The sequence below is a fragment of the Phyllobacterium sp. 01N428 genome (assembly GCF_056399405.1).
In genome coordinates, this window is the sequence record NZ_JBFTRH010000007.1 from 1 (window position 1) to 25,725 (window position 25,725).

Consider the following 25,725-nt stretch of genomic DNA (forward strand, 5'->3'; position numbering starts at 1 on the left):
TCCGGCGCTGCGTCGATCTGGTCGTACGCCTTGTACTCACCAAAATACTTCGTAATCGCTGCCGTCAACGACGTCTTGCCATGGTCAACGTGACCAATCGTGCCAATGTTGACGTGCGGCTTGTTACGTTCAAACTTGCTCTTAGCCATAGCTGTCGTTCTCTCGTCATCACAACCGGCCTTGCGCCGGTACCATGTTTGTAGCTCAGACGAGACAGCAAGCCGTCCGTCAGCACATTCACCCGCTCAATCGCAGGGCGATCGACCGGGTTCTGTCCAAGCTTGCTCGTTCATATGGAAAACACATGAGCGAAGTACAATGCTCAAGACAAAAATCGAAGAGCACCTCTGCGCGTTTTCACGCACATGTGGTGCCCCCTGAAACTGGAGCGGGTAGCGGGAATCGAACCCGCATATTCAGCTTGGAAGGCTGCTGCTCTACCACTGAGCTATACCCGCACATCATGGTGTTGGTCCCGGCGGATGGTGGAGGGGGTTGGATTCGAACCAACGTAGGCCAAGCCAACGGATTTACAGTCCGTCCCCTTTAACCACTCGGGCACCCCTCCGGTCATCGCCGATGGAACCACACCATAAGCACTCTCTCAAGCAGCCTGCCTGCGTTTGCCCTGGCCGCTGCTTGCGGAGGGCCTTATGCCGACTAGCCTACGTGGTGTCAACAGGTCACGGCAGAAAATGAATGGCTTGTTGAAACAAGCTGAAGAAATCTGCCTATCATGCCAGCAATGCCCGCGATTTTTTGCCGAGATGTCTGTATCGCACCCATTGTCAAAAGGGTATATGTCCGGCCATGACCGAGCAAAAACCATCCCGAACGCCCAAAGATTCCCACTATGCGACGCTGCGTCGCCAGTTTCGCGACCAGAAGGCAGGCGGCGCGCCGCAACCGCAGCGCAGCCGGCGTCCCGCGGCGGAAGGTTCGCAAGCGCCTGAGGGCCTGGTGCGGCTCTACGGGCTGCATACGGTGCGCGCGGCCCTCGACAATCCCGCCCGGCAAATCAAGCGCATGCTCGTTACGAAGAACGCTCTGGATCGCCTAGAGATCGGCGATTCGTCCGCGCTGCCTTTCGACGTCGAAATCGTCGATCCGCGCGCCATCGACCGCGAGATTGGCTCTGAGGCGGTGCACCAGGGCGTGATGATCGAGGCGAAGCCGCTCAAGGCACAATCCTTGAAAGCGCTGCAGGAGAGTTCGCTGCTGTTGATTCTCGACCAGGTGACCGATCCGCACAATGTCGGCGCGATCATGCGCTCAGCCGTTGCTTTCGGGGCCGGCGCCATCATCACCACCGCGCGTCACAGCCCGCAGGAATCCGGCGTCCTCGCCAAGGCGGCGTCGGGAGCGCTGGAACTCATTCCGCATATCGAGGTCCGCAATCTTGCGGAAGCGATTGGCGAGTTGCACGAGCTCGGCTTCACGACCATAGGGCTCGATTCGGAAGGTCCGCTTGAACTCGAACGCACGATGCAGCAGGGTCGAATTGCCCTCGTTCTCGGGGCTGAGGGCAAGGGGCTGAGGCAAAAGACGCGCGAGACGGTAACTCACCTCGCCCGGCTGGACATGCCGGGCGCGATCAAGTCGCTCAACGTTTCCAATGCCGCCGCGATCTCGCTTTACGCCGCGCAACGCTTCCTTGCCGGCGATTCCGCTTAGATAAAAAGCCGCATTCGAATATAATCCGGGTCAGCAGTGTTCATCCTGCTCCAGCCGTCCCAAGTTCGGAGGGCTGGAATGGAGCACGCCCATGCTGCGCAACAGCAAAGAATCATTTGGCCTGATATCGATCCTGTTTCACTGGATCATCGGCCTCATCTTCATCGGCCAGATCGCTCTCGGCTATCTGATGGTGCGGGTGAGCGATTTCACCCTCCAATTCAATCTCTACCAATGGCACAAATCCTTCGGTTTCCTCGTTCTTGGACTGTCTGTCCTCCGTCTGCTGTGGAAATCGGCCAATCAACGTCCGCGTGATCCCGCAACGCTGAGCCCGCTGGAGCGCATGGCCGCGCATGGCGCACACGTCATTCTCTATCTCAGCCTCTTCGTCGTGCCGCTGACGGGCTGGGCGATAGCCTCGAGTTCGCCCCTGCGGATACCGACATTCATGTTCGATCTCGTCGTCATCCCGTCCTTGCCACTCGCGATTTCGGATAGCGCCGAGGCATTCTGGTCGGCGAGCCATGCCTGGCTTGCCTACCTCTCGGCGGCCGTTGCCATGCTGCATATTCTCGCGGCGCTCCACCATCACTTCTGGAAGAGGGACACAATCTTGCTGCGCATGCTGGCTCCAGGGGCCGTGCGAAACGGCGGCCGGCACGCAACATGACAGGATCAACAATCATGGAAACGAAACATGCGATTCTTTCGGCGATCTCCGGCGCAAGCATTGCCGCGATCGTCGCCCTCACTCCAACGTTCGTGACTGCCGACACGCTCTCCGACGTTGCCGGACGCTACCGTATTCAGCCCTCCTCACGCGTGGGCTTTACGGTTTCGCAGGTTGGCGGCGGCGGCATCACCGGCGACTTCAAGAAATTCTCGGGCGTCTTTGCCTTGAACAGTTCCGATATAAAGCGATCAGAGATCGACTTCACGTTGTATCCGGAGAGCGTTTCGACCGGCGAGGCACGGGTTGAAAGCTTCCTCAAATCCGACGCGGTTTTCGATTCGGCAAATTTCCCGACCATCACCTTCAAATCGACCCAGATCACCCAGACCAGTTCCGATACCGCCCAGATATCGGGGATCCTGACGGCGCGCGGCAAGAGCAGTCCGGCGAATTTCCAGGCAAGTCTCGCCGATCACGGCAAGAACACCATCACCTTCCACGTGCAGGGCAAGCTGCTGCGGTCTCGCTATGGCATGGATGTCGGTACGCCGATTTATTCGAACGTCGTCCAGTTCGACATGACGATACGCGGACAGCGTTCCTGACGGAACGAACGCGCTCGTTACACCGCCTTTGCCGCGGCCCGGCCGGCGGTGCGGCCGGAGAATATGCAGCCGCCGAGGAAGGTCCCCTCGAGCGAATTGTAGCCGTGCATGCCACCACCGCCAAAGCCAGCCGCCTCGCCGGCCGCGTAGACGCCTGCGAGTACCTCGCCATCCGCCTTGAGCGCTCTCGCGCCAAGATCGGTCTCGATGCCGCCAAGCGATTTGCGCGTGAGGATGTTAAGCCGCACCGCAATCAGCGGACCATGCTTCGGGTCGAGAATCTTGTGTGGCGGCACCACGCGCACGAGGCGATCGCCGATATAGTTGCGCGCGCCCCGTATTGCCGTGATCTGCACGTCCTTCGTGAAGGGATTGTCAACCTCGCGGTCGCGCGCTTCGATCTCGCCGCGCAGTTTCGCTTCATCGATGAGATTGTCGCCGGTCAGGGCGTTCATCCGGCGCACCAGATTGCCAAGATCCTTCTCGACGATGAAATCCTCGCCATTGTCGAGGAAGGCCTGTACCGGTGCCGGCACGCCTCCAAGCGCCCGCTTCAACACCTGCCGCCAGCTCTTGGCGGTGAAATCAGGGTTCTGCTCCGATCCCGACAGCGTGAATTCCTTCTTGACGATCGTATGATTGAGGACGAACCAGGAATAGTCGAAACCGCTTTTCATGATGTGGTCGAGCGTCGACAACGTGTCGAAGCCGGGCAGGCACGGAGCCGGCAGGCGTCTGCCTTCGGCATCGAACCATAGCGAGGATGGGCCCGGCAATATTCTGATGGCATGGTTGGTCCAGATCGGGTCCCAATTGTGCACGCCTTCCACGTAGTGCCACATCCGGTCGCTGTTGATCAGGTGTGCGCCGGCGCGCTCGGCAATCCCGAGCATAAGCCCGTCGACATGGTCGGGCACGCCGCTGATAAGATGTTTTGGCGTGCCGAGGCGCCTTGGCCAATTACGGCGCACCAGGTGATGATTACCGCCTATGCCGCCGCTTGCGACGATCACCGCCCCTGCCTTTAGCGAAAACGATGTCGAGACCGCGCGGGAACTCGGCTCGCTGCGCTTCACGTCGCTGGGCACGAGCACTTCGCCCTCGACGCCGTCGATCGTTCCGGCGCCCGACGACAGCGACGTCACCCGGTGCCTGAAGCGAAAGGAGACTAAGCCGCTGCGCTCGGCCTCCCGCGCCCGGCGGATGAAAGGTTCGACGACGCCGAGGCCGGTGCCCCAGGTGATGTGAAAGCGCGGCACTGAATTGCCGTGACCCGTGGCGAGTGACCCGCCCCGCTCCGCCCAGCCCACAATCGGAAACCAGCGCATGCCCTGGGCGTGCAGCCACGAACGTTTTTCGCCAGCAGCAAAGTCGATATAGGCTTCGGCCCACTGGCGGGGCCAATGGTCGTCGCGGCGGTCGAAACCGGCAGAGCCCAGCCAATCCTGCAGCGCCAGTTCACGCGAATCCTTGATGCGAAGGCGACGCTGTTCCGGCGAATTCACGAAAAAGAGACCGCCGAACGAGCGCCAGGCCTGGCCGCCAAGGGTTTGTTCCGGTTCCTGATCGACGATGATGACGCGCTTGCCGGCATCGGCCAACTCGGTTGCCGCCACCAAACCTGCAAGCCCCGCCCCGATTACGATGACATCCGCATCATACGCCATACTGATCTCCCCAAGGGCAAACGGGACCCGATTCGGATCGCCTCCAGGCCGCTTGCACCTAATTTTGCCCCGTGCAACCCAAACAAACTATTTATGTGGAGCGAGACGGCGTAAACCCTCCCCCAACCTTTTCCACTTATGCTATACTGCAATGGAACTTTTGGCCTCCGATCTAGTTAGGATGATATGAGCACAATTGTTGACTACCTACTCCCATGTTTGGTGTCATTCGCCCTTACCTACGGGATGCTCTACTTTGTCAGTACCGGACGTCCGCCGCAGCGCTAGCGGGTCCACTTCTTCACACCAACGAAGCGTATGTCTGCCGTTGCATTCGAAGAATGCCGTGGACGGATAGTCGTGCCCTGCTGACAGACCTGCTTCTGCTCCCATTATCACGCGCGTCTTAGACTATCGTTCAATACAGTTTGCCATAAACGAACTGTATTAAAGGTGGCGCAGGCGAATGAAGGATAAGAGCGCGTGACCTCCGCTACAGCGCATTCTATGAACCTCGATCGAAACTTCCTCAATCTGATCGAGGAGGCAACGTCGGTTCGTCATCACCCGCAGGTCCACGAATTGATCGGCCGCCTCGCGACAATCTACGAGCTGAGTTCCGTTGCCTATGTCGGCGTCAATCTTCCCGGACCCGCTGGCGGAAATCGCTATGTCTCCACGACATTTTTGCCGGATTGGATCAATCGCTATAACGATCAGAACTACTGGCAGCTGGACCCGGTCCTGAAGCAAGGCTTCTCATCGATACTACCTATCGATTGGGGTAAGTTCGACGTGACCAAGCCGCCATTGCGCCGTTTCTTCGGCGAGGCAGTGGAGTTCGGCGTTGGAAGGCACGGGCTCAGCTTTCCGGTTCGTGGCAGATATGGCGAAAAAGCTCTGCTTTCTGTTTCCAGCAATATGCCGCTCGGAAAATGGATCCGCTTCATGCCGTTCTGGACCCGCGATTTCCAGATCCTCGCTTTTCACATTCACCAGATGGTGCTGCGTGCCGAAGGCCACCGCGACCCAAAGATAAAACTGTCGCCACGCGAGCTGGAGTGCTTGAAATGGTCGGCCGCCGGAAAGTCTGCAGGTGAAATCGGGACCATTCTCTCCTTGAGTGAAAAAACAGTGCGCTTTTATCAAGATCTTGCCCGGCGCAAGCTTGATGCAAAAAACCTTACCCACGCGGTCGCCAAGCTCTATTCGCTCGATTTACTCTGACGATCAAAATACCCGAGTTCTCCGGTATAGCGCGGCCTTTGCCGTCGTCTAGACTGGCGCCGTATTAACGGGGTATTTCCCATGATTTATGTGATTGGCGCCGATGACTATATTTCGCATAACCATTTCCTCGACCAGATGTTTCGCCTTCGCGCCAGAGTATTCAAGGACCGCTTGAACTGGGACGTGCAAGTGCAGAACGGTCGCGAGATCGATCGGTTCGACACATTTGATCCGCTCTACTTGACCTCGGTCAATGAACAGACCGGACGGCTGCAGGGATCGCTGCGGTTGCTGCCAACCACGGGCCCAAACATGTTGCGTGACGTCTTCGGCGCGCTCCTGCCCGATGGCGAGTTCATCGAAAGCCCGCTTATTTGGGAAAGTTCCCGCTTCTGCATCGACCCTGACCTTGCCGCCCCGCTCGACGGCCGGCTGAACAGCGTCACGACCGAGCTTTTTTGCGGTGTTGTGGAGGTGGGCCTCTTTGCCGGGCTGGACACCGTGGTTTCGGTCTACGACGCCCGCATGGCGCGCATTTTTCGGCGCGCCAACTGGGCACCGCGTTCCGTCGGCGTCCCTACATACTTTGGCGGCATCCTCACTCATGCCGGCATGTTCGAGATTTCGGACATCGCCCGCAAACGCCTGGGCAAAGCTGGTGATCGTCCCGACCCGGTGATCATGCAACTCAATCCCTCGCCCGCCCTCTTCCTCAATGCACAGATGAGCAATCACCAATGAACGCCACGCGTAAAGAAAGTCTCGAATATATTGCCTCTTTGCTTCAGGAACTGGCGGATCTCGCCAAAGATCAGAAATTGCCGTTCCTCTCGTATCTGATAGAAATGGCCTACATCGAGGTAAGTGATCTGGTAAAGCAGCAAGTGTCTGGAAAGCACAATAGGCAATCAGATCGCTTCAACGGCTCCGACTTCCACTGAGCCGTATTCGACCAATTGCCAAGAGCGCCAAGGCGCGCAATGTGCTTAGTTGTGGGTCATGAAAGCTGCAACTCGGGAGAACATATGGCAACGGCACGCAATGAAAATTTTGAACGACTTGAGGTGGCTAACAAAATCAGGATCGAGCTCGAGCGATTGAAAACAATCGCAGCGGCCGACGGCTGGTCGTCAGTCGTGACGCTCATTTCCATTGCGTTGGCGGAGGCCGAATTGCAGGTTGCAAGTTCGAGCCATTTGCTCACTCAAGGGGTTACATAACGGAAATTAAAATCGCCGACATGCGATTTCTAGAACGCGGCCAGAATACCTTCCAGCTCATTGAATTGGTAGGGTTTGCGCAGCAGCGGCCGATCGGCAAATTCCGGTGCGATATCTTCGAGCGAAAAACCGGATGAAAATGCAAAGGGAATGCCCTTATCGGCAAGCAAGCTGGCGATGGGAAATGAGTTTTCACCGTGCAGCGAGACGTCGAGGATCGCAGCTTCATATGAACCGGTTTCAACAAGGCTTATGCCTTCGCTTAAGGTAGAAGCAACGTCCGGCACTTCAAAGCCCAGATCTTCCAGCATCTCCTGGATCATCATGGCGAGCAGACCTTCGTCCTCGACAACGAGAATTCTTGCCCCTTTGTTCACCGTCTAACTTTCCCCACTGTCACGATCTCACTATTCTTATCCAAGAACGTCTTTCAGTTTCAACGCCAGTTGATCGATCGTGAACGGTTTTGGCAGCAAATTGACGCCATGGTCAAGGACGCCATTGTGAACGATTGCGTTACGGGTATAGCCGGTCGTGAACAACACTTTCACGTCCGGCCGTTTCTGCCGGACCATATCCGCCAGTTGTCGGCCGTTGGTTTCGGGCAGCACGATATCCGTGAACAGAAGGTCGATATGCGGCAGCAACTCGATTTGCTGCAGGGCCTCTTTCGGCGTGCTTGCCTGGACGACGGTATAGCCCAACTCACGCAGGGCATCGACCGTCATGTGCCGAACCTGCTCCTCATCCTCCACCACGAGGACAATTCTGGTGCCATCGACAAGAGGCAGCGCCGTTTCCAGCGCATCTCCCGGTGCTGCGACATCCGCTTCGCCGTGATGGCGCGGCAGGTAGATTTTGACTGTCGTACCACGATCGATTTCGGAATAGATTTTGATATGTCCGCCAGTCTGCTTGATATAGCCGTAGACCTGGCTGAGGCCGAGACCGGTCCCCTTCCCGGCGCCCTTCGTCGTGTAGAATGGATCGAACGCTCGCTCGATGACCTCCTTGGACATGCCGGTACCAGTATCGGTAATGCTGAGCATCACATATTGGCCGGGCTTAACCTCGTCATGCAGCCGCGCGTAGCGATCATCAAGTTCTGCATTGGCCGTTTCGATGGTCAGCTTGCCGCCACCGGGCATGGCGTCGCGCGCATTGATGCAAAGGTTGATGATCGCGTTTTCCAATTGGCCGATATCCGCATGGGCCTTCCAAAGGCCGCCCGCCAGCACGGTTTCGATCTGGATATGCTCCCCGATCGTGCGGCGCAGCAGTTCGGACATGCCACCGACGAGCTTGTTGCCGTCGACGGTCTCGGGCTTCAACGGTTGCTGGCGCGAGAATGCCAGGAGGCGGGCCGTCAAGGTCGCGGCGCGTTGGGCCCCTTCCTTGGCGTTCTGGATCGATTTTGCCAGGCGCGGATCTTCGGAGCCGGTGAGCCGGCGCGTCGCCATGTCGAGGCTGCCGATAATGATCGCCAGCATATTGTTGAAATCGTGGGCGACGCCGCCAGTGAGTTGGCCGATCGATTCCATCTTCTGCAGCTGCCGGACTTTTTCCTGTGCCGCGACGCGCTCGTCCATTTCAGATCGCAGCTGGGCGGTGCGGCGCTCCACTTTCGACTCCAGCGTCTTCGCGGCGTCCTCCAGTTGCTTCTGCAGGACCATCTGCTGCGCATGGGCAGCCGTAACCCGTTCCATCAGCGCAACGATGATCAACCCGTTGCAGAGAAAGCCGATGAGTGCAGCCCATTGATCCGGGGTTTCCGGCAGGACGGAGTACACCGGATCGACAAAGAAATATTGCGCCAGGAACGCCGAAAGCGCCGTTGCAAGAACCCCTGGCCCCCATCGGCCGAGCAGGCTCGCAAGGAGAATCGCCGGATAGAAAAGCAGAAAATTGATGCCGCCGACATAAAGCCCGAGCCAGGCTCTGCAAACGAGCGAAACGGTAACGAGCACGATCGCAGTTGCGTAGCCGAGCCACGGACGCAGACGAATCGGATCGGTCGCAAGAAGCAAATTCATTTTTTGCAGATGCCCGGCAATATTCCCGGCCCCCATATTATACTAAGGATTGAAATGACACATGATTTGCCGCCCCGCAATAGGGCTCATCGCGCTGGTAAAACGTACCTGAAAGCCGAACTTGGGCGGGGTCCACATCGTGGTGGTAACTTATATGCAATGTCCGTTGCTTAGCTTGGCATCTTGCACCCGGACCGAATAATTTAAAGAAGCGGAGAATAATTTGCAGAAGCTCAATCTTGCGGGGCTCGCCCTTCTGGCGCTCGGCTTTCAAACTGGCGTGTCGCAGGCGAAGACCATCTGCACCATCGTTGCCAATGCATCCAATGGCAAAATCCTCGTGGAAAACGGCGATTGCCAAAGCCGGGTGACGCCAGCATCGACATTCAAGATCGCCCTGAGCGTCATGGGTTATGATTCCGGATTTCTCAAGGATGCCCACACGCCAAGGCTGCCATTTCGCGAAGGCTATCCGGATTGGCAAGGCGAGGACTGGAGACAGCCGACCGATCCGACCCGCTGGATGAAATACTCTGTCGTTTGGTACTCGCAGCAGATCACGCAGGCGCTCGGGGTCGAGCGACTGCGTCAATATGCGACCGCTTTCGGCTACGGCAATGCTGATTTTTCCGGCGATCCGGGCAAGAACAATGCGCTCGAGCGGGCGTGGATCAGTTCCTCACTGAAAATCTCGCCACTGGAACAGGTGCGCTTTCTCGAAAAGATCGCAAGCCAGAAGTTGCCAGTGGATCCGCGCGCCTATGAGATGACCAACAGGATCGTTGAAAGCAGCGAGGTGCCGGGCGGCTGGACCATCTCCGGCAAGACGGGAGGCGCCTACCCGCGCAAACCCGACGGCGCCTTCGACAGGAGCCGCGGCCTCGGCTGGTATGTCGGCTGGGCACGCAAAGGCGACGACACTCTGGTGTTCGCACGGCTCACGCAGGACGAAAGCCGCCAAGCGACATCGCCGGGGATTCGTGCCCGCGCCGCATTCCTGAAGGAGTGGCCGGCGCTCGCCGATAGTTTGAAGCGTTGAGACGGGACGTACCGCCTCACCGGCTATTCGCCGCTATTTTTGGGCGGCGTTTCCGTCGAACAGAGTACGGTACTGCCGTGGCTGCGACCGCAGATACTGGCTTGGTGCGGAAACCGTCTCGCCAAAATGTGCCGCCGCATGCCATGGCCAGCGCGGATCATATAGCGCCGCCCTGGCAATCGCGATGAGGTCGGCATCACCGGTCACAAGGATCGCTTCGGCCTGTTCGAACTCGGTGATGAGGCCGACTGCGATGACCGGCATATGCGTCGCCGCCTTGACGGCTCGCGCAAATGGCACCTGGTAATTGGGACCAATTGCGATCTCTTGGTTGAATGCGAGCCCGCCGCTCGAAACATGGATGGCATCGCAGCCACGCTCTTCGAGGGCATGGGCGAAGGCGACCGTCTCTTCGATATTCCAGCCGCCTTCGGCCCAGTCTGTTGCCGACACGCGCATCGTGACTGGCTTCCCCGCCGGAAAGGCGGCACGGACGGTCTCGAAGATTTCGAGCGGAAAGCGCATGCGGTTTTCGAGCGACCCGCCATAGGCGTCGGTCCGTTTGTTGGAAAGCGGCGACAAAAACTGATGCAGGAGATAGCCATGCGCGCCGTGGATCTGGACCGCCGCAAGGTCGAGCCGCGCCGCCCGCGCCGTGGCGTCGGCAAACGCCTTGCGCAATCGCGCCAGCCCGTCGCTGTCAAGCGCTGTCGGAACGTCGTAGCTGTCCTTGAAGGGAACGGCGCTGGGTGCAACCGTCTTCCAGCCGTTGGCATTGTCCGGTGGTAGCTGGCTGCCGCCCTTCCACGGCAATTCGCTCGAAGCCTTGCGGCCAGCGTGACCGAGCTGGATGCCGATCGGCATGTCCGACCAGCGGCGAATGCCATCGAGGACGCGGCGCATCGCCGCTTCGCAGGCATCGTCGTAAAGGCCGACATCACCGTAGGAGATGCGCCCCTCCGGCGTAACTGCGGTCGCCTCGATCGTAAGGAAGCCCGCGCCGGAATTGGCAAGGGTGCCGAGATGAATGAGGTGCCAATCGCTCATCTGCCCGTCCTGCGCGGAATATTGGCACATCGGCGCAATGACGATGCGGTTGCTGAGACTTAGATCGCCGATCGACACGGGCGAAAAGAGCTTGGTTCCACTCATAGGACCTCCGAAAACCGCTTTACATGTTCGAATGGCTTTGCCGCCACATGGTAGCGTAGTCCGGCACGGCTGGTAATGCACTTTTCGAACGCAGATAGTTCGATAATGAGGTGCAGAAGACCGGTTGTAGCGCGGCGGCAGCAAATCTCGACCGGGTGAGACTTCGTTCTAGCGCTCCTTGGTTTCGCCGCCGGAATAGGTCAATCCACCGAGCACCGCGGCGACCAACAATAGCGCGGGCACGTCGCCGAGCATATGACCGGAATGCGCACCGGGGCCGTAGGATTGGATCGCCATGATCAGCGCGTGCACGACACTCGACCAGATCGTAAAGTCGATGAGCGACCGATGTGCCATGGGGTTTCGCGCCGCTCGAACCAGAAATACTCCAAGCGTCGCATAGATGCCCACGATCATCATGAAATAGTGCGAAGCGGTCGGTGGGCCGTCATGCCACGCCCACCCTGACGGCCAGACAATCGCAAGCGGATAGAGGAGGCAGAATGCGACACCGAACACGACCAGGGCAATCTGCAGTATTTTCAGACGTGACATGGGGCACTGCTTTGTTCAGGGAAAACGGCACGGTTTCGCGCTGCGGATGCTGTATAACGTCCTGACAAGTTTTAATGGTGCCCCCGGAGAGACTCGAACTCCCGACCCTCTGATTACAAATCAGATGCTCTACCAACTGAGCTACAAGGGCAGCGGCGTCCGCTTAGCATAAAGCTCGTTCCTGTAAAATTAAAAAATCGGCGGTGAAGCGATTTCGTCGACTTTTTTAGGCGCCGGCGGTTTTGCCAGATCAGCCCTGCCGTGCTACGCGGATAGCCGCGTGGGATAACATCGACTGGCTGGAGCGAGGGCTATCGCGAGCACCTTGCCAGTTAAACAGCGCGCAACGAGGACGGACCGAGGATGAGCAAGCGGAAATGAACCGAAAAATCGAAACATTTGCCTTCGTTTCCTCAGGGACACCCGATTCCGACGAGGCGATAAGCGAGCTTGCCCGGATCTATGGCCAGACCGAAGCGCGCAACGCCGACGTCATCGTTGCGCTTGGCGGCGACGGTTTCATGCTCGCCACGCTGCAGAACTACATGAACCAGGGCAAGATGATCTACGGCATGAACCGCGGTTCGGTCGGCTTTCTCATGAACGAGTATAAGGAAGAGGGACTTAAGGAGCGGATCGAGGCCGCACAAGCCGAAACCATCCGCCCGCTCAAAATGGTGACGGAGACGGCGGATGGCGAGAACTTCACAGCCTTTGCCCTCAATGAGGTGTCGCTGCTGCGCCAATCCTACCAGGCGGCCAAGATCCGGATCAGCGTCGATGGGCAGGTGCGGCTCGAGGAACTGATCTGCGACGGTGTCATGGTTGCGACGCCGGCCGGCTCGACTGCCTACAATCTCTCGGCCCAGGGGCCGATCATCCCGCTCGATGCGCGCCTCCTAGCGCTCACGCCGGTCTCGGCCTTCCGCCCGCGACGCTGGCGCGGTGCCCTTCTCCCAAACCGTGTGACCGTGCGCTTCGATATCCTCGAACCCGAAAAGCGGCCCGTCAATGCTGTCGCCGATCATACGGAAGTAAAGTCCGTCTTGTCGGTCACGGTTGAAGAAGCTTTGCAGATGCGCGCGACCATTCTGTTTGACAAGAACCATTCCTGGAACGAGCGAATTCTCAAGGAACAGTTCCTTTATTGACAACATTGGAATAAATTCGCGCACAATTGTAACAAACTCTTAAATGTGACCTGCGCCAAGAGTTGACTTTTGCTCCCCTGCGCCGTAACGCCATTCAAGCAAAACGCTGTGCAATTCCAAAGACCAAGGCAATCCTGGTCGGATTATGGACAGGCGCAGCACCGACTGCAGATAGAAAGTTAAACCTCCGTTGACCACCTTTGCCGATCTGGGCCTTTCACCCAAAGTGCTCAATGCTGTAGAAGCAGCAGGATATACAATTCCGACACCGATCCAGGCTGGCGCCATTCCGCATGCGCTGCAGCGTAAGGACGTGCTCGGCATCGCCCAGACCGGAACGGGCAAAACCGCTTCCTTCGTGCTGCCGATGCTCACCCTGCTCGAGCAGGGCCGCGCCCGCGCCCGCATGCCACGCACGCTCATTCTCGAACCGACGCGCGAACTCGCGGCGCAGGTCGAGGAGAACTTCGTCAAGTACGGCAAGAACCACCGGCTGAATGTTGCCCTGCTCATTGGCGGTGTTTCGTTCGACGACCAGTTGCGCAAGCTTGAGCGCGGCGCTGACGTGCTGATCGCAACGCCGGGCCGCCTGCTCGACCATTTCGAACGCGGCAAGCTGCTGCTCAGCGCCGTCGACATTCTCGTCATCGACGAGGCCGACCGCATGCTCGACATGGGCTTCATTCCTGATATTGAGCGCATCTGCAAGTTGATCCCCTTCACCCGGCAGACGCTGTTCTTCTCGGCGACGATGCCGCCGGAAATCACCAAGCTCACCGAACAGTTCCTGCATTCGCCGGCCCGCGTCGAAGTCGCGAAGGCAGCGACCACGGCCAAGACCGTCGAGCAAAAGCTGGTGAAGTCCGGCAAGAAGGATTGGGAAAAGCGCGCCGTGCTGCGCGACCTGATCCGCGCTGAAGACGAAGGCCTCAAGAATGCGATCATCTTCTGCAATCGCAAGAAGGATGTGTCGGAACTCTTCCGCTCGCTCGTCAAGCATGAGTTCGATGCCGGTGCGCTGCATGGCGACATGGATCAGCGCGCCCGTACGACGATGCTTGCGAACTTCAAGGACGGCAAGCTGAAGATTCTCGTGGCCTCCGACGTCGCCGCCCGCGGCCTCGATATTCCGGATGTCAGCCACGTGTTCAACTTCGACGTGCCGATCCACTCGGAAGACTATGTACACCGTATCGGGCGCACGGGCCGCGCCGGACGTTCCGGCAAGGCCTTCACCCTGGTGACGCCCGCTGACGTAAAGCACCTTTCGTCGATTGAAAAGCTGATCGGCGAAGATATCAGCTGGCTCGATGGCGACCTCTCCACCCTGCCCGTTTCGACGGAACCCGAAGAGGCGCCACGCCGGGGCCGCCGCAAGGCTGAACCCAAGCGCCGGCCGCGCAATGAAGGCCGCGAGCGCGAACGGCCCCAGTCGGAAATCGATATTCTCGCTGCCGCCGACAAGGCAAAGGACGCCGAAGAAGCGCCAGTCGTGGCCGAGGTCGCGGTAGCGCCGCGCAACGCCGACAAGCCGCACAGGGCAGCCATCAAGGCCGACAATGAACAGCGCCGCGGCAAGCCTTCACAAGCCGAGCCGCGCCGTGATCATCGGCGTGAGCGCGACGACATGGGCTCGGCACCGGTGGGCTTCGGCGACGAAATCCCCGCATTCATGCTTATCGACACCAAAATCTGAACCCAGGCAGTCTTGCCGAATCCCTTGCCCGTGAGCAAAGCTCAGGACCGGGATTCGGTTCGGACAGAAGGGGCTTCTCGTGCACACTCCGGGCGTCGGTTGCGGCATGGTCTTTTTGGATCGCGGCCGCATTCTCCTTCTGCAACGCAAGAAAAGCCCCGAGGCCGGAGCCTGGGGTATTCCCGGCGGCAAAGTGGATTTCCTCGAAACCGCCGAACAGGCCATACGACGCGAAGCTCTTGAGGAGACTGGTCTTGAAGCCGGTATTGTCAGCTTGCTGGGCTTGAGCGAACAGCTCTTCCACGAAGAGCAACAGCATTGGCTCGGCATCCTGTATCTCGCAAAGACCTATAGCGGCGAGGCCCGGCTGCTCGAGCCTGAAAAGCACGGCGGCATTGGCTGGTTTCCGCTCGGAGAGCTGCCGGAAAAGGTGACGATGCCGACGCTCCATGCCATCCACCTGTTGCGCGACCAAGCGGCCGTTTAGATAAATCCTGCCTCGGTAACTATTTCTTGGCGCGCAAGGATGCCTCATAGGCGCGCCGCGCCCACTCCGCCATTATATCGGGATCGTCTATCGCCTCCTCGGGGATCGACCAGTAGGGCATGTCGACGGGCTTGTTCTTGCCGCTATAGCTCCATTGCCGGCAGCCGGCGGCACTGAACGCCGGTGCCGAAACTGTATCAGCCTTGAGCAGAATCTCGTCATCCACTTCAAGCGCAATGATCAAGCCATTGAAATAGATGCCTTTGCCGCCGAACATCCGCTTAATGGTGACGGGCCCGAGACCGGAGAAAAGATCGTGAATCGCATCATTGTCCATGCCCGAACTATTGCAGGACAAGCACGGCGCGTCACGCCCGATTTGACAGGAGCAATCTTAAGACGCGGCAGCAGCCAGCGCCTCCGGCTTTGCCGGCGTCAACTCGACTGATTCGCCGCAGCCGCAGGCCGACGTCTGGTTGGGATTGTTGAACACAAAGCCCGTGCGCAGCGTCGTCACTTCGAAATCCATCTGCGTGCCGAGGAGATAAAGCACGGCTTCCGGTGCAACGTAGACCTTGATGCCGTCCTTCTCGACGACATCGTCACCCGGCTTTGCCTCGGTAACGAGATCGATCATGTATTCCATCCCCGCGCAGCCGCCCTTCTTGATGCCGACACGAATTCCGAGCGCATTCTCGCGCGTCGCGACAATCTCGCGGACGCGGTTGGCTGCAGCATCAGTCAACGTCATGACAGAAAAACGACCCATTTCTCATCTCTCTTCTTTGAGATCGCGGAACGATCACACAATACCATAGTTAATGTTACACAACCGTCACCGCAAGTGTTCAAACTGTCCCGGCCAACGATTGAGAGGCGGAGAGCCCATGAACCATCGCAAACTTCTCTACTGCAGCATCGCATTCGCCTTCCTCGCGCCGGCCTTCGCCTCAGCGCAGGAAACGAAGCAGCCGGAACAAACGCAGGATCAGGAGCAAACTCCGGCAAAACCCGCCGAACCCGCCGCCGAAGGGCAAAACCAGACCCCGCCCGAGTATCTCGACAATCGCAGCACGCCGGAAACCCTGATCCGATCCTACTACAATGCCATCAACCGGCAGGAATATGCCCGCGCCTACAGCTATTATGCTCCAGACAATCCGCCCAAGCCTTTTGCCGAGTTTCAGAAGGGCTATGAGACCACGGCCTCGGTAAAAGTACTCTTCGGCAAGGCCGAGGGAGAAGGCGCCGCAGGTTCCGCCTATTGGAGCAAGCCCGTTGCCATCGAATCGACCGGCAAGGATGGCAAGACCGAAGTCTTCAACGGCTGCTATCGTTTACGGCTCGCCAATCCGGCCATCCAGGGCGTGCCCTACGTCCCTATGTCGATCCTCGACGGAACGCTGGAGAAATCCAACAAGCCGCTCGAAGAAAGCGTTCCTGAGGGCTGCGAGGCGCCCTGACCAATTCATCGGACGGAGCCGAAGCCCGAGGGCTTGCGGCACGCTATCCAAACAAGGAACGGCTTAATACCAGCCGACCGCAACCTGCGCCTCTTCCGACATTCGGTCAGGCGTCCACGGCGGATCGAAGGTCATCGTGACATCGACGAAGCTGACGCCTTCGACGGCGCTGACTGCATCCTGCACCCATCCCGGCATTTCTCCGGCTACCGGGCAGCCCGGCGCCGTAAGCGTCATCTCGATCTTGACCGAGCGATCATCTTCGATATCGACCTTGTAGACGAGCCCGAGCTCATAGATATCGGCGGGAATTTCCGGATCATAGACGGTTTTCAGCGCACTGATGATGTCATCCGTCATCCGCGCCAGTTCATCGGCGGGAATAGCGGACGCCGATGCCGTGCCAACCGGCGTGTGCGCGGCATCGGCTGCAACCGTATCCTGCTTTTCAAGCGTTTCGACTTTATCGGCCATTATCATCACCCAAAGAATTTCCGCGCCTTCTCCAGCGCATCGGCAAGAACATCGATTTCGTTTCGCGTATTATACATGGCAAATGAGGCACGGCATGTCGATGTTACGCCAAAGCGCTTCAGAAGCGGCTGCGCACAATGCGTACCGGCACGCACCGCAACGCCGGCCCTGTCGATCACCATCGACACGTCATGGGCGTGAATGCCTTCGAGCTCGAATGAAATGATCGCGCCCTTGCCCTTGGCGTCACCGAAAATGCGCAGCGAATTGATCTGCCGTAGGCGTTCGTGCGCATAGTCGCGCAGATCCTCCTCATGCGCCAGAATGGCGGCGCGGCCGATCTTCTCGACATATTCGATCGCCGCACCAAGGCCGATCGCCTGGGCGATCGGTGGCGTACCCGCTTCGAACCGGTGCGGTGGATGGTTGTAGGTGACGATGTCCTCCGTCACCTCTTCGATCATCTCGCCGCCGCCCTGGAAGGGACGCATCGCTTCAAGCTTTTCCTTGCGCCCGTAAAGAACGCCAATGCCCGACGGCCCATATATCTTGTGCCCGGTGAAAATGTACCAGTCGCATCCAAGATCCTGGACATCCACGGGCAGGTGCACCGCACCCTGGCTGCCATCTACCAGCACCGGAATGCCGCGAGCATGGGCGATACGGACGATATCCTTGATCGGCGTCACTGTGCCAAGCACGTTCGACATATGCGTGATAGCGACGAGTTTAGTGCGCTCCGTCAGCCGCTTCTCGAATTCCTCGATGTGAAACGCGCCTTGATCGTCGACCGGTACCCATACGAGCTTGGCGCCCTGGCGCTCGCGAATGAAATGCCACGGCACGATGTTGGAATGATGCTCCATGATCGACAGCACGATTTCGTCGCCCTCGCCGATATTCGGCATACCATAGCCATAGGCGACGGTGTTGATTGCCTCCGTCGCTGACTTGGTGAAGACGATCTCGTCGACGGAAGCCGCATTGAGAAAGCGCCGGACATTTTCGCGCGCCTTTTCGTAGGCATCGGTCGCAGCATTTGAAAGGAAATGCAGGCCGCGATGCACATTGGCGTACTCGTTGGAATAGGTATGCGTGATCGCGTCGATGACAGCCTGCGGCTTCTGCGCCGATGCGCCATTGTCGAGGTAGACAAGCGGCTTGCCATAGACTTCGCGCGACAGGATGGGGAAATCGCGACGGATCGCCTCTACGTCGTAGCTGCTCGGAATGATCTTGGAGTCCATGATAGCCGCGTTATCCCGTTTTTCAGTTGACTTTGGACGACCGCTCAGACGTGAGCGGCCAACCACTTGTCGAGGATGCCTTCCAGCGCTTCGACCAATTCCTCGTCTTCAAGCTCTTCGACGACCTCGGCCACGAATGCCTTGATCAGCAGCCCGCGTGCCTCGCTTTCGGGAATGCCGCGTGCCTGCAGATAGAACAGATGGTTCCCGTCGATTTCGGCAACCGTCGCGCCATGACCGCACGCAACGTCGTCGGCAAAAATCTCAAGTTCCGGCTTGGCGTCGAATTCGCCGTCGTCCGAAAGCAGGAGCGTGTTGCAGGCCATGCGCGCATCGGTCTTCTGGGCGATCTTGTTGACCTTGATCTGGCCCTGAAAGACGCCGCGCGCCCGGTCAGTGACGACGTTGCGGACGATTTCCACCGACGTCGTGTTTTCGACGAGGTGGCCGAGCGTCATCGTCACATCCGTATGGCTGTCGCCGCCGAGGAGATTGACGCCACGCAGCTGGAAGTCGCCGCCCTCGCCCTGGGCAAGCACATGCACTTCCTGACGAATGAGCTTGCCGCCGGCATTGACGACATAGAGGTTGAGCTTGGCGTTCTTGCCGATGGTGGCAATGAACTGAGCGAGTTGGGTCGACTGTTCGCCATGCTCGCGCAGGATGATCCAGGTAATTTCGCAATCGTCAGCCACAGTGACATTGCTGATGCTCGTCGAGAAACCGTCGCCCTCGCCGCCTGCCTGGCGCTCGATGACCGTAGCCTTGGCGCCCTTGCCGAATTTGACCGGAAACCGGACATGGCCCTGGCCGCGCGTTTGAATGTTCTGGAGTTCGAGCGGCGCACCAAGTTCGGCGCCTTCGGCAACCGACACAGCCCAGCCATCGGTAACATAGGCTGCGTTGATCTGGCCGATCGTGTCATCGCCATCACGGATGGCAAGATCGCCGATGACCGATCCCTCCGACAGCTTCTCGCTGAACTTCTGGAATTCGACGCCATCAACTCTGGGCGCAACCAGGCTGACGCCGTTCGAAACCGCGGCAATGGCAGAGCCGGAGATAATCGGCAGCAATGCATTGGTGCCAGCAGCGCTGTCATAGGGCGCAACGCTGCGCAGCAGCGTGCGCAAATCGGTATAGTGCCAGGCTTCGACACGGCGCGAGGGCAGGCCCTGCTCCTTCAGCGCCTCAATTGCATTGTCGCGGGCGCTGGAGATCTCGCCATCGCCCGGCAGTTCGCCCATCCGGTCGACAAAGGCGTCGACCAGCGCGGCTTCCGCGGCCGTGGGCTGGCGTCTTGCGTGAACATTCATCATGACGCTCCTCAGGCTGCCTCGCCGATAATATCGGCATAGCCGTTTTCTTCGAGGTGCAGGGCAAGTTCCTTGCCCCCCGACTTGATGACCTGGCCCTTGTAGAGGACATGCACCGTGTCCGGAACGATATAGTCGAGCAGGCGCTGGTAGTGCGTGATGACGATTACGGCGCGATCCGGCGAGCGCAGCGCATTGACGCCGTCGGCAACGATCTTCAGGGCATCGATATCGAGACCCGAATCCGTCTCATCGAGTACGCAAAGCTTGGGCTCGAGCAGTTTCATCTGCAGGATTTCGGCACGCTTCTTTTCGCCGCCGGAAAAACCGACATTGAGGGGACGCTTGAGCATGCCGATGTCCATGTCGAGCGATGCGGCGGCGGTCTTGACGCGGCCGAGGAACTCCGGGATTTTCAGCGGTTCTTCGCCGCGCGCCTTGCGCTGCGAATTCATCGCCACCTTGAGGAATTCCATCGTGGCTACGCCCGGTATCTCCATCGGATACTGGAATGCGAGGAAAATTCCCTTTGCCGCACGCTCGGACGGGTCGAGATCGAGGATCGACTCGCCATTGTAGAGGATGTCGCCTTCCGTCACCTCATAGTCCTCGCGGCCAGCAAGAATATAGGAGAGTGTAGACTTGCCCGAGCCGTTGGGGCCCATGATGGCGGCAACTTCCCCCGCCTTGACGGTGAGGTTCAGGCCGCGGATGATCTCGGTGCCATCTTCGGCGATGCGTGCGTGCAGGTTTCTGATTTCCAGCATTTCATAGTTCCTTCGTATTCCAGCGGGACCAGCAAACAGGCGATCCTCCGCTCAATTTCATTTCCAGCATGGATGGCCTATCGCCATCCCTCAATTCGAATTATCGCCGCTCAGGCTTTTCAGGCGCTCGACCACGGAAGCAAGCTCCTTGCGGGCCCGGATCAGTTCAGGTTCAAGCACACGTTCGGTCGCCGTGGACGAGCGCGCCAGCGTATCCGTCAATTCCTCGATGACTTCGCCAAGCTCTTCATAGCGCCGGCGCAACCTGTCGAGCTCTTCCTTCGTGGCGATGACCATTAACCGACGCTCCCCTCAAGGCTGATGCCGATAAGCTTCTGCGCTTCCACGGCAAACTCCATTGGCAGTTCCTGGATGACTTCCTTGACGAAGCCATTGACGATGAGCGCGATCGCCTCTTCCTCCGGAATGCCGCGTTGCATCACGTAGAACAGCGCGTCTTCGGAGATCTTCGAGGTGGTCGCTTCGTGCTCGAACTGCGCCGTGGCGTTCTTTGCCTCGATGTAGGGCACGGTGTGGGCGCCGCAATCATTGCCGATCAGCAGTGAATCGCACTGGGTGAAGTTGCGTGCATTCTCGGCCTTGCGGTGCGCCGACACCTGGCCGCGATAGGTATTGTTCGACTTGCCCGCGGAAATACCCTTCGAAATGATGCGGCTCGACGTGTTCTTGCCGAGATGCAGCATTTTCGTACCGCTGTCGATCTGCTGATGGCCGTTGGAAACGGCAATCGAATAAAACTCGCCGCGCGAATTGTCGCCGCGCAAGATCACGGACGGATATTTCCACGTGATCGCCGATCCGGTTTCGACCTGCGTCCAGGAAATCTTGGAGTTGACGCCACGGCAATCGCCACGCTTGGTGACGAAATTGTAGATGCCGCCCTTGCCTTCCGCATCGCCTGGGAACCAGTTCTGGACCGTCGAATACTTGATTTCGGCGTTGTCGAGGGCAATGAGCTCGACGACTGCAGCGTGCAACTGGTTTTCGTCACGCTGCGGTGCGGTGCAGCCTTCGAGATAGGAGACGTAAGCGCCTTCCTCGGCGATGATCAGCGTCCGCTCGAACTGTCCGGTATCCCGCTCATTGATGCGGAAATAAGTGGAAAGCTCCATTGGGCAGCGCACGCCCTTCGGCACATAGACGAAAGAACCGTCGGTAAATACCGCCGAATTCAGCGTCGCATAGAAATTGTCGGAGACCGGAACCACCGATGCGAGATACTTCTGGACGAGTTCGGGATATTCGCGGATCGCCTCCGAGATCGAACAGAAGATGACGCCGGCCTTGGCAAGCTCAGCTCGGAACGTCGTCACGACAGAAACGCTGTCGAACACGGCGTCGACCGCGACACGGCCTGACTTGTAGACGTTGTCGCTGACCTCTTCGTCGTCCGAATTACTCGGTTCGCCCTGCTTGCGCACGCCCGCAAGGATTTCCTGCTCTTTCAGTGGAATGCCAAGCTTCTCATAGGTACGCAGGAGTTCGGGATCGACTTCGGCAAGCGACGTTGGGCCGGTCTGGTTCTTCGGCCCGGCGAAGTACACCATGTCCTGGAAGTCGATCTTCGGATAGTTGACGCGCGCCCATGTGGGCTCTTCCATCGTCAGCCAGCGCTCATAAGCCTTGAGACGCCATTCCAGCATCCATTCAGGCTCGTTCTTCTTGGCAGAGATAAAGCGAATGATATCTTCGTTAAGACCCTTCGGCGCCTTATCCATTTCGATAAGGGTTTCAAAGCCATATTTGTACTGGTCCACGTCGAGGGTGCGGACCCGATCAATAGTTTCCTGCACGGCAGGCATTGGCGTTCTCCATCCACGCGGGGTTCAAGGTCCCGCAGTTGCAAACGTCAAGGCGTATGTCGTCTTGAATATTTGCTCCGTATGTAGTGCGCAATTGCGCGATTTAACACCCGGCTAACGCCGGATTTTTTCGGCTATCGACCGTAAACAGAGGTCGATAGCCGGAATTTCTAGGCCGCATCCACGGCAACAGGTTTCGAACGGTCGCGGCGTGCGACGATTTTGGCCAATGCGTGGAGAAACGACGCAACGTCGCTTTCATCCGTGTCGGAAGCTGTCGAAACTCTGAGGGCACCGGTGCCGCCACCAAAACCCATGGCGGCAAGCACATGGCTGGGGCCGACCTTGCCCGAAGAACAGGCGGACCCCGCCGATAGCGCGATTCCCGCAAGATCGAAAGCGATCTGCACGGTTTCCGCCTTCATGTCGCTCAGCGAAAAGAAGGTCGTATTCGGCAAGCGGTTGGCCCCCTCGCCATGGATGATCGCATCCGGCGCGATGGACTTGATACCCTGCTCGATGGCGTCGCGTGTTTTAAGGGACCAGCCTCCGGCATTCAGACGCTTGGTCGCAACTTCTGCCGCCGCGCCAAAACCTGCAATGACCGGCAGGGCTTCAGTGCCGGCCCGATGACCCTTTTCCTGGCCGCCACCGCGCACAAGCGCACGCGGCATGACCAGATCGGACACGGCCACAATGGCGCCGACGCCCTTTGGACCACCGATCTTGTGTGAAGACAGGATGAGATAGTCTGCCGAAGTATCGGATATATTGAGTGGAATCCGTCCAGCCGCCTGAACGGCGTCAACTACGAACAAGCCCCCGGACGCTTTCACGACCTTGCCGATCTCGGCAGTTGGCTGGATAACACCGGTCTCGTTGTTCGCAGCCTGGACGGCCACCAGCGGCAGCCCCGCGCTCCTATCGTGGGCCTCAAGGGCGCCGCGCAGGAAATCGATATCAAGGATGCCGTTGGCATCGACAGGAATAATAGTGATCTGATCCGCGGGAAACTGTCCGCCTGCGAGAATGCACGGATGCTCGCTCGCGCCTGCATAGAGGTGCGAAAGGCGCATCGGCGCCCGTCCCATCATGAAATGCGGGGTCAGGAGGGTTGAAGCTGCCTCGGTTGCGCCCGATGTAAAGAACACGTGGTCGGGCTTTGCGGCGACAAGCGCGGCGACATTCCGGCGGGCGGTTTCCAAAATGGCTTTTGCCGCCCGGCCTTCCTGGTGAACGGACGATGGGTTACCCGTCTGCATGAGCGCCTGGACGACAGCATCGCGAGCCGCCGGGATCAGCGGCGCGCTTGCGTTGTAGTCCAAATAGGCGCGATTGCCGGCCATGGGTGGTCCTTGATCCTGTTCTTTATGAACACCGCGCTGCACAAAGCGCAATTTCCTTGAATTTTTGCCTCGGAACAGCCTATTAAGCCGCTTCGAGCAAAAATTCTATACCAGTTTTGAACGGTTCTAAACTGGTTTTATGGGCGCAGTTGGTTGCCGTCAAGTCCGGTCAACTACAACCGCCTGTGGCAAAGAGTGGAGTATACATGCCTGAAGTAATTTTCAATGGACCAGCGGGCCGTCTCGAGGGCAGATATCAGCCTTCGACGGAAAAAAACGCGCCGATCGCGATTGTCCTCCACCCTCATCCACAATTCGGCGGCACGATGAACAACAAGATCGTCTACGATCTGTTCTACATGTTCCAGCAGCGCGGCTTCACGACCCTGCGCTTCAACTTCCGCGGCATCGGTCGCAGCCAGGGCGAATTCGATCATGGTTCGGGCGAATTGTCGGACGCAGCCGGTGCGCTCGACTGGGTGCAGTCGCTGCATCCGGATTCGAAGACCTGCTGGGTGGCAGGCTACTCGTTCGGGGCGTGGATTGGCATGCAGCTCCTGATGCGCCGACCGGAGATCGAGGGCTTCATCTCCGTCGCGCCGCAGCCCAACACCTATGATTTCTCGTTCCTCGCGCCCTGCCCCTCGTCCGGCCTGATCCTTCACGGCGATCAGGACAAGGTGGCACCGCCCAAGGACGTTCAAGGTCTGGTCGACAAGCTGAAAACCCAGAAGGGCATTACGATCACGCAAAAGACCATGGTCGGCGCCAACCATTTCTTCTCCGGCATGACCGATGAAGTCATTGCCGAATGTTCGGACTATCTGGACCGTCGCCTGAACGGTGAGTTGGTTGAAGCCAAGCCGAAACGGCTGCGATAACAGGCTCCAAGACTGCGGATCCTCGGGACAGGCCGAGGATCTTGGCGAGCCGGATCTACCTTCGACCGGCAATCACCCCGCCTGACACCGGCGCTTTGCAACCCGTCGTCGTCGGCCAGGTCAATGGCAGCCCGTCGAGGGCACGAACGGCGAGGTAGGCCCAGGCCTCCGCCTCCATCGAATCCCCATTGAAACCCAAATCTTCGGCCACGATGACCTTTGCGCCCGAAAGCCCCGCGCCTTCCGACAGATCCTTGAGGATCGTTGCGTTCTTGCGCCCGCCGCCGCATATGATCCACAGCGATGGCGTTTCAGGTGCATAGGCGCCTGCCTTCAAGATGGCGTCGGCCGTCACTCTCGCCAGCGTTCGCGCCCCATCGGCAAGCTCGGCATTTCCGAGTTCCTCCAGGGTAAAATCATTGCGGTCGAGCGATTTCGGCGGCCGCAAATCGAAGAACGGTTTCGTCAGATAGCGTGTAACCGCCGCGCCCACGATCTCGCCCTCGCTCGCAATGGCGCCGCCGGCATCATAGGCAATCCCGGCGCGGTCCTCGACCCACTGATCGATCAGCGTATTGCCCGGTCCCGTATCGAAAGCGATCGGATCGCCCTTCGAAGGCACGATCGTCACATTGGAAATACCGCCGATGTTGACGAAGACCACCGGCCGGCCGTGGCTGAGTTCAGCGGGAACATGCCGCGCGAGCGCCCTGTGATAGGCCGGCACCAGCGGCGCACCCTGACCGCCATGCACCATATCGTTGGCACGCATGTCGTAAACGACGGGAATGCCAGTCACTTTGGCAAGAAGTTCTCCGTCGCCCAGTTGGACAGTCAAACCTTCGCCTGGTCGATGCAAAACGGTCTGGCCATGAAACCCAATAATATCAATGTCTTTCGCTTCGATGTTATGATTGGACAGAAACTGCTTCACGGCATCGCCGTGCCGCCGCGTCAGCTCTTCTTCGATCTGCGCGAGCGTTCCCGGCCGCTCATTGCGCCGCTGGATGGCCTTCGCCTCGCTGAGCGAGGCTTCAATGCGGCGACGGAATGCGGTCTCGTAAGGCGTGAAGCCGGACGGTCCCCGCACGACATCGCCGCCGCCATCAGTTTCGACGAGCGCGATATCGATGCCGTCCATCGACGTTCCGCTCATCAGCCCGATTGCACGCCGTATTGCCGCCAAGACACTGCCTTTCTTGTGATTCGATTGAGAATGATGT

Annotated in this window: 28 protein-coding genes, 3 tRNA genes and 2 pseudogenes; 14 read left to right on the forward strand and 19 right to left on the reverse strand. The window is 58.7% G+C overall.

Features of this window, described 5'->3' with window-relative positions; genetic code table 11:
• The 3 genes from AC1DNI_RS16875 to AC1DNI_RS16885 all read right to left on the reverse strand — a co-directional run.
• A partial coding sequence (locus AC1DNI_RS16875) for a GTP-binding protein (RefSeq protein WP_421363080.1) occupies positions 1-149 on the reverse strand: 149 nt, incomplete at its 3' end.
• A gap of 235 nt (positions 150-384) precedes the next feature.
• Positions 385-458, reverse strand: a tRNA-Gly gene (locus AC1DNI_RS16880).
• A 25-nt stretch (positions 459-483) separates the two neighbouring features.
• Positions 484-568 (reverse strand) — tRNA-Tyr (locus AC1DNI_RS16885).
• Positions 569-810: 242 nt separating this feature from the next.
• Here AC1DNI_RS16885 and rlmB point away from each other — a divergent pair.
• From rlmB to AC1DNI_RS16900, 3 genes are all read left to right on the forward strand, one after another.
• Positions 811-1,674, forward strand: coding sequence for a 23S rRNA (guanosine(2251)-2'-O)-methyltransferase RlmB (gene rlmB, locus AC1DNI_RS16890; protein ID WP_477692678.1), 864 nt, complete (start codon positions 811-813; stop codon positions 1,672-1,674).
• A gap of 91 nt (positions 1,675-1,765) precedes the next feature.
• Positions 1,766-2,347, forward strand: coding sequence for a cytochrome b (locus tag AC1DNI_RS16895; RefSeq protein ID WP_477692679.1), 582 nt, complete (start codon positions 1,766-1,768; stop codon positions 2,345-2,347).
• 14 nt (positions 2,348-2,361) lie between these two features.
• On the forward strand, positions 2,362-2,955 hold the full coding sequence (locus tag AC1DNI_RS16900; RefSeq protein WP_091921615.1) for a YceI family protein: 594 nt from the start codon (positions 2,362-2,364) through the stop codon (positions 2,953-2,955).
• A gap of 17 nt (positions 2,956-2,972) precedes the next feature.
• Here AC1DNI_RS16900 and AC1DNI_RS16905 read toward each other — a convergent pair whose 3' ends face one another.
• Entirely contained in the window at positions 2,973-4,622 is a 1,650-nt protein-coding gene (locus AC1DNI_RS16905; protein ID WP_477692680.1) for an FAD-binding dehydrogenase, read from the reverse strand.
• 483 nt (positions 4,623-5,105) lie between these two features.
• Here AC1DNI_RS16905 and AC1DNI_RS16910 point away from each other — a divergent pair, with 483 nt between their 5' ends.
• The 4 genes from AC1DNI_RS16910 to AC1DNI_RS16925 all read left to right on the forward strand — a co-directional run bounded on the left by AC1DNI_RS16910 (position 5,106) and on the right by AC1DNI_RS16925 (position 7,072).
• The gene (locus tag AC1DNI_RS16910; RefSeq protein ID WP_477692681.1) at positions 5,106-5,849 is read left to right on the forward strand and encodes a LuxR family transcriptional regulator; all 744 of its coding nucleotides are present in this window, start codon (positions 5,106-5,108) and stop codon (positions 5,847-5,849) included.
• Between the two features lie 81 nt (positions 5,850-5,930).
• Entirely contained in the window at positions 5,931-6,593 is a 663-nt protein-coding gene (locus tag AC1DNI_RS16915; protein ID WP_477692682.1) for an acyl-homoserine-lactone synthase, read from the forward strand.
• Positions 6,590-6,793, forward strand: a complete 204-nt coding sequence (locus tag AC1DNI_RS16920) for a hypothetical protein (protein ID WP_153669396.1) — start codon at positions 6,590-6,592, stop codon at positions 6,791-6,793. The genes AC1DNI_RS16915 and AC1DNI_RS16920 overlap by 4 nt, the downstream gene beginning before the upstream one ends.
• A gap of 84 nt (positions 6,794-6,877) precedes the next feature.
• A complete protein-coding gene (locus tag AC1DNI_RS16925) occupies positions 6,878-7,072 on the forward strand; it encodes a hypothetical protein (RefSeq protein WP_477692683.1) in 195 nt (64 codons plus the stop codon).
• A gap of 29 nt (positions 7,073-7,101) precedes the next feature.
• Here the strand turns inward: AC1DNI_RS16925 and AC1DNI_RS16930 are convergent, their stop codons facing one another.
• On the reverse strand, positions 7,102-7,449 hold the full coding sequence (locus AC1DNI_RS16930; RefSeq protein WP_477692684.1) for a response regulator: 348 nt from the start codon (positions 7,447-7,449) through the stop codon (positions 7,102-7,104).
• A gap of 36 nt (positions 7,450-7,485) precedes the next feature.
• Positions 7,486-9,105 carry an ATP-binding protein gene (locus AC1DNI_RS16935; RefSeq protein ID WP_477692685.1) on the reverse strand — a complete coding sequence of 540 codons (1,620 nt, stop codon included), beginning with the start codon at positions 9,103-9,105 and terminating at the stop codon, positions 7,486-7,488.
• A 223-nt stretch (positions 9,106-9,328) separates the two neighbouring features.
• Here AC1DNI_RS16935 and blaOXA point away from each other — a divergent pair, with 223 nt between their 5' ends.
• The gene (gene blaOXA, locus AC1DNI_RS16940) at positions 9,329-10,144 is read left to right on the forward strand and encodes a class D beta-lactamase (RefSeq protein ID WP_477692686.1); all 816 of its coding nucleotides are present in this window, start codon (positions 9,329-9,331) and stop codon (positions 10,142-10,144) included.
• A 33-nt stretch (positions 10,145-10,177) separates the two neighbouring features.
• Here blaOXA and AC1DNI_RS16945 read toward each other — a convergent pair whose 3' ends face one another.
• From AC1DNI_RS16945 to AC1DNI_RS16955, 3 genes are all read right to left on the reverse strand, one after another.
• Complete coding sequence (locus AC1DNI_RS16945) at positions 10,178-11,296, reverse strand: NADH:flavin oxidoreductase/NADH oxidase (RefSeq protein ID WP_477692687.1); 1,119 nt, start codon at positions 11,294-11,296, stop codon at positions 10,178-10,180.
• Positions 11,297-11,464: 168 nt separating this feature from the next.
• A complete protein-coding gene (locus tag AC1DNI_RS16950) occupies positions 11,465-11,851 on the reverse strand; it encodes a DUF6632 domain-containing protein (protein WP_091921626.1) in 387 nt (128 codons plus the stop codon).
• Positions 11,852-11,926: 75 nt separating this feature from the next.
• Positions 11,927-12,002 (reverse strand) — tRNA-Thr (locus AC1DNI_RS16955).
• Between the two features lie 226 nt (positions 12,003-12,228).
• Between AC1DNI_RS16955 and AC1DNI_RS16960 the strand changes: the two genes are divergently transcribed.
• The 4 genes and pseudogenes from AC1DNI_RS16960 to AC1DNI_RS16975 all read left to right on the forward strand — a co-directional run bounded on the left by AC1DNI_RS16960 (position 12,229) and on the right by AC1DNI_RS16975 (position 15,185).
• The gene (locus AC1DNI_RS16960) at positions 12,229-13,002 is read left to right on the forward strand and encodes an NAD kinase (protein WP_027231401.1); all 774 of its coding nucleotides are present in this window, start codon (positions 12,229-12,231) and stop codon (positions 13,000-13,002) included.
• Between the two features lie 190 nt (positions 13,003-13,192).
• Positions 13,193-14,375, forward strand: a pseudogene (locus AC1DNI_RS16965) (DEAD/DEAH box helicase); the annotation flags it as partial.
• A gap of 164 nt (positions 14,376-14,539) precedes the next feature.
• Positions 14,540-14,698, forward strand: a pseudogene (locus AC1DNI_RS16970) (DEAD/DEAH box helicase); the annotation flags it as partial.
• A gap of 79 nt (positions 14,699-14,777) precedes the next feature.
• Positions 14,778-15,185: an NUDIX domain-containing protein gene (locus tag AC1DNI_RS16975; RefSeq protein ID WP_477692688.1), complete on the forward strand. Its 408-nt coding sequence runs from the start codon at positions 14,778-14,780 to the stop codon at positions 15,183-15,185.
• Between the two features lie 19 nt (positions 15,186-15,204).
• On the opposite strand, the gene AC1DNI_RS16980 is transcribed toward AC1DNI_RS16975, so the two are convergent.
• Entirely contained in the window at positions 15,205-15,522 is a 318-nt protein-coding gene (locus AC1DNI_RS16980; protein WP_477692689.1) for a TfoX/Sxy family protein, read from the reverse strand.
• A 57-nt stretch (positions 15,523-15,579) separates the two neighbouring features.
• Positions 15,580-15,954, reverse strand: a complete 375-nt coding sequence (gene sufA, locus AC1DNI_RS16985) for a Fe-S cluster assembly scaffold SufA (RefSeq protein WP_091921634.1) — start codon at positions 15,952-15,954, stop codon at positions 15,580-15,582.
• A 118-nt stretch (positions 15,955-16,072) separates the two neighbouring features.
• On the opposite strand from sufA, the gene AC1DNI_RS16990 reads away from it, so the two are divergent.
• The gene (locus AC1DNI_RS16990) at positions 16,073-16,648 is read left to right on the forward strand and encodes a Cif family virulence factor (RefSeq protein ID WP_477692690.1); all 576 of its coding nucleotides are present in this window, start codon (positions 16,073-16,075) and stop codon (positions 16,646-16,648) included.
• A gap of 63 nt (positions 16,649-16,711) precedes the next feature.
• On the opposite strand, the gene AC1DNI_RS16995 is transcribed toward AC1DNI_RS16990, so the two are convergent.
• From AC1DNI_RS16995 to AC1DNI_RS17025, 7 genes are all read right to left on the reverse strand, one after another.
• Positions 16,712-17,131 carry an SUF system Fe-S cluster assembly protein gene (locus tag AC1DNI_RS16995; RefSeq protein WP_477692691.1) on the reverse strand — a complete coding sequence of 140 codons (420 nt, stop codon included), beginning with the start codon at positions 17,129-17,131 and terminating at the stop codon, positions 16,712-16,714.
• Positions 17,128-18,369: a cysteine desulfurase gene (locus AC1DNI_RS17000; RefSeq protein ID WP_477692692.1), complete on the reverse strand. Its 1,242-nt coding sequence runs from the start codon at positions 18,367-18,369 to the stop codon at positions 17,128-17,130. Before AC1DNI_RS17000 ends, AC1DNI_RS16995 begins: the two co-directional genes overlap by 4 nt.
• 44 nt (positions 18,370-18,413) lie before the next feature.
• Entirely contained in the window at positions 18,414-19,685 is a 1,272-nt protein-coding gene (gene sufD, locus AC1DNI_RS17005; RefSeq protein ID WP_477692886.1) for a Fe-S cluster assembly protein SufD, read from the reverse strand.
• 11 nt (positions 19,686-19,696) lie between these two features.
• Complete coding sequence (sufC, locus tag AC1DNI_RS17010; RefSeq protein ID WP_027231410.1) at positions 19,697-20,452, reverse strand: Fe-S cluster assembly ATPase SufC; 756 nt, start codon at positions 20,450-20,452, stop codon at positions 19,697-19,699.
• Between the two features lie 90 nt (positions 20,453-20,542).
• Positions 20,543-20,749: a hypothetical protein gene (locus AC1DNI_RS17015; protein WP_027231411.1), complete on the reverse strand. Its 207-nt coding sequence runs from the start codon at positions 20,747-20,749 to the stop codon at positions 20,543-20,545.
• Positions 20,749-22,275: a Fe-S cluster assembly protein SufB gene (sufB, locus tag AC1DNI_RS17020; protein ID WP_153669373.1), complete on the reverse strand. Its 1,527-nt coding sequence runs from the start codon at positions 22,273-22,275 to the stop codon at positions 20,749-20,751. Before sufB ends, AC1DNI_RS17015 begins: the two co-directional genes overlap by 1 nt.
• Before the next feature lie 170 nt (positions 22,276-22,445).
• Positions 22,446-23,621, reverse strand: a complete 1,176-nt coding sequence (locus AC1DNI_RS17025; protein ID WP_477692693.1) for a cysteine desulfurase family protein — start codon at positions 23,619-23,621, stop codon at positions 22,446-22,448.
• Between the two features lie 206 nt (positions 23,622-23,827).
• Here AC1DNI_RS17025 and AC1DNI_RS17030 point away from each other — a divergent pair, with 206 nt between their 5' ends.
• Positions 23,828-24,502: an alpha/beta hydrolase gene (locus AC1DNI_RS17030; protein ID WP_027231414.1), complete on the forward strand. Its 675-nt coding sequence runs from the start codon at positions 23,828-23,830 to the stop codon at positions 24,500-24,502.
• Positions 24,503-24,557: 55 nt separating this feature from the next.
• Here the strand turns inward: AC1DNI_RS17030 and AC1DNI_RS17035 are convergent, their stop codons facing one another.
• Positions 24,558-25,688 (reverse strand): anhydro-N-acetylmuramic acid kinase, encoded by a 1,131-nt coding sequence (locus AC1DNI_RS17035; RefSeq protein WP_477692694.1) that lies wholly within the window; start codon positions 25,686-25,688, stop codon positions 24,558-24,560.
• Positions 25,689-25,725: the final 37 nt, after the last annotated feature.